The organism is Priestia sp. JV24, from assembly GCF_025910025.1.
GTDB lineage: Bacteria > Bacillota > Bacilli > Bacillales > Bacillaceae_H > Priestia > Priestia megaterium.
Genome location: NZ_JAPCIN010000044.1, coordinates 1 through 2,481 on the forward strand (window position 1 = coordinate 1; position 2,481 = coordinate 2,481).

2 protein-coding genes are annotated in these 2,481 nt (G+C 37.8%); both read right to left on the reverse strand.

What is annotated here, in order from left to right; translation table 11 throughout:
* Positions 1–44: 44 nt before the first annotated feature.
* Positions 45–803: an IS21-like element helper ATPase IstB gene (gene istB / locus OK414_RS28580; RefSeq protein WP_060746201.1), complete on the reverse strand. Its 759-nt coding sequence runs from the start codon at positions 801–803 to the stop codon at positions 45–47.
* Entirely contained in the window at positions 800–2,347 is a 1,548-nt protein-coding gene (istA, locus tag OK414_RS28585) for an IS21 family transposase (protein WP_141235330.1), read from the reverse strand. The genes istB and istA overlap by 4 nt, the downstream gene beginning before the upstream one ends.
* Between the last annotated feature and the right edge of the window lie 134 nt (positions 2,348–2,481).

Here is a 2,481-nt window from a genome sequence, read left to right on the forward strand (position 1 = left end):
TGTAGACGTCAAGTAGAATTTTACACTTTTTGCTTATTTACTTTTTACACTTCAGCTGAAAATACACTTTTTCGATGTTTCATTCGATAGCTATCTCCATCCATATGAATGACTTCTACACGATGAAGTAAACGATCTAAAATCGCAGTGGTAATTCCCTGATCTCCCATTAATTCACCCCACTGTTCAGGGCTTTTATTGGATGTAAGAATGATGGAACTTCGTTCATACAAATGATTAATTAAATGAAAAAACAAATTTGCTTCTCGCTGATCCATTGCCATATACATTAAATCATCAATAATGACCAGATCGGCGCCTCTTAATCGCTTTAGCTGCACTTTTGATTTATTTAGAAATTCTTCCGTTTTTAAAAGATGAATAAGCTCACCCATAGTTACGAAATAGACGTTGAAACCTCTGTGAATAGACTCAATTCCCAAACCGATTGCTAAAAATGTTTTACCAACGCCTGGCGGTCCCAATAAAATTAAATTATACTGCTGCTCAAGCCAGTTTAGCTCTGCGAGCTGGGTCAATTGGCGCCCCGTTAAAGCTGTTTGCTCTTCTAAATTAAATTCACTTAATGACTTCACGTAAGGGAAGTGCGCCCACTTCATTCTTCTTTCTAAACTCTTTACTTCACGTTTTCTCAGTTCATAACGTGTGATAGATTCAAGAAATTCTAAATACGTCCAAGAAGATTTTTCAGCCTCACGTAGGAGCTTTGGTAGCTCCTCAGCTGTTTCCGATAACCTTAATTGGCGAAAGTGCTCCTGCAAGTCATTTACAGTCTTATTCACTGTGGTTCACCCCCTAAAATACTTGTGTAAGTAGTAAGGGAGCGAGTTGTCACTATGATGTTGTCTTTACCTGAATGTTTTATAAAGGGAGGCTTCACCTTTTGGGTACATTCAGTTTGTAATGCATTTTGATGGTTTGCTATATCCCGAAAGTCATTGGCGCTGTAAAGTTTATCTATCATGCATTTAGTCAAAGTGGCTTCAATCCACATTGGATATTTCTCAATGACGTTTTGAATAATTATGAGCTGATCACGCCGATACCGTGGGTATCTTAAACAAATTTCATTTAAATAAGAAGTTGCACGTTCCTGATCTTCAAAATGTGAAACCAGTTGTTGCTTAAATTCTTCAATACCTTTTGAACGATCCCGGATATGATGTAGATGTTGAATAAGCTTTCCCTTTTCATTACTAATGCTATGTTCAGCAATTACTTCTCCCTCTAACTGTTTACGGATAATCAGCGTTGGCGGTTGGCTCGAAGTGACTTCAATAAAAACCTCATTATCAGAGGCTGCACTATACGTTCCGAGAGGAACGGAATAACGGTTTGATTTAAACCGTATTGTATTGTCCTTACTAATATTCCTTGTTATACTTGGGGTAATGACGCTTTCGTATGAGAGTGGTGAAGAGACGGGCTGTAAGTGTTGCTTTTCGACGGGGAACACTTCAGCTGGTCTTTTTTTCGTTGTCTGATGAACATGTTGATTTCCAGTGCGATGTAGCCACTGTAACGCACGGTTATTCCAATCTTCAATATTGCTAAATACTCGGCTGTCTGCGAAATTTCCCTTTATGTACTTTACAACGTTCTCAATCATTCCTTTTGATTCTGGGTCTGCCTTACGACATAAATGAACTTTAAACTTACGTTCATTTACATAGCTTTGAAACTCAGAAGTTAAAAGTAGCTGACCTGAATTTTCGCTTACTGTAATTAAACGATCCTGATCATACACAATTTCTTCTGTGCGTCCTCCGTAAAATTGAAATGCATTTTCATGACATCGTATGGCATCATTTGTCGTAAAAGGCCGGTCCTGCCACTCCATGTATTTGTATCGAGAGTGAGCTAAGACAAAAGCGATGAAATATAGTTTAATTTCATTCTTTTCAGTTGTCTTCTGTTTCGTTTCTCCCCAATCCACCTGGATTTGCTTACCCATAGGTTGTTCAGGGATTGCTTCATACTGCCGAATTATTACTTTTTTCTCAATCTGATAAATCTCCCGCATCTCTTTCACATATGCTCTTACTGTACTCTCGCCAACAACTAAATCGGGATAACGCTCTAAGAGCCAATCGTGGATTTGCGCTGCACTGAGATGAGGGTATTCTTCAAGCCAAGCGATAATCCAATCCCTGTAGGGATCCAATTTCTTACCTTTGCCTTGAAGCTGTTCCATGTATGCTTTTGTCTCTTCAAATGTCATTTTTAAATATTTATAAACGGTTGGTCTTGATACTTTGAGCTCCTGTGCAATTTGAGATACTTTAAACTTCCGTTGATGTAATTGTTGAATATTTAAATAAAGCATTAACTTCTCCTCCAAGACGCTGTCCCCCCAGTAAAATAACACCTTCTATTATTTTACTAGAGTTCTAGCTTATTGAAGCAAAAGTGTAAAATTACATTGAGCAAAAACTGTCAATTATATTCTAGCGTTTACAA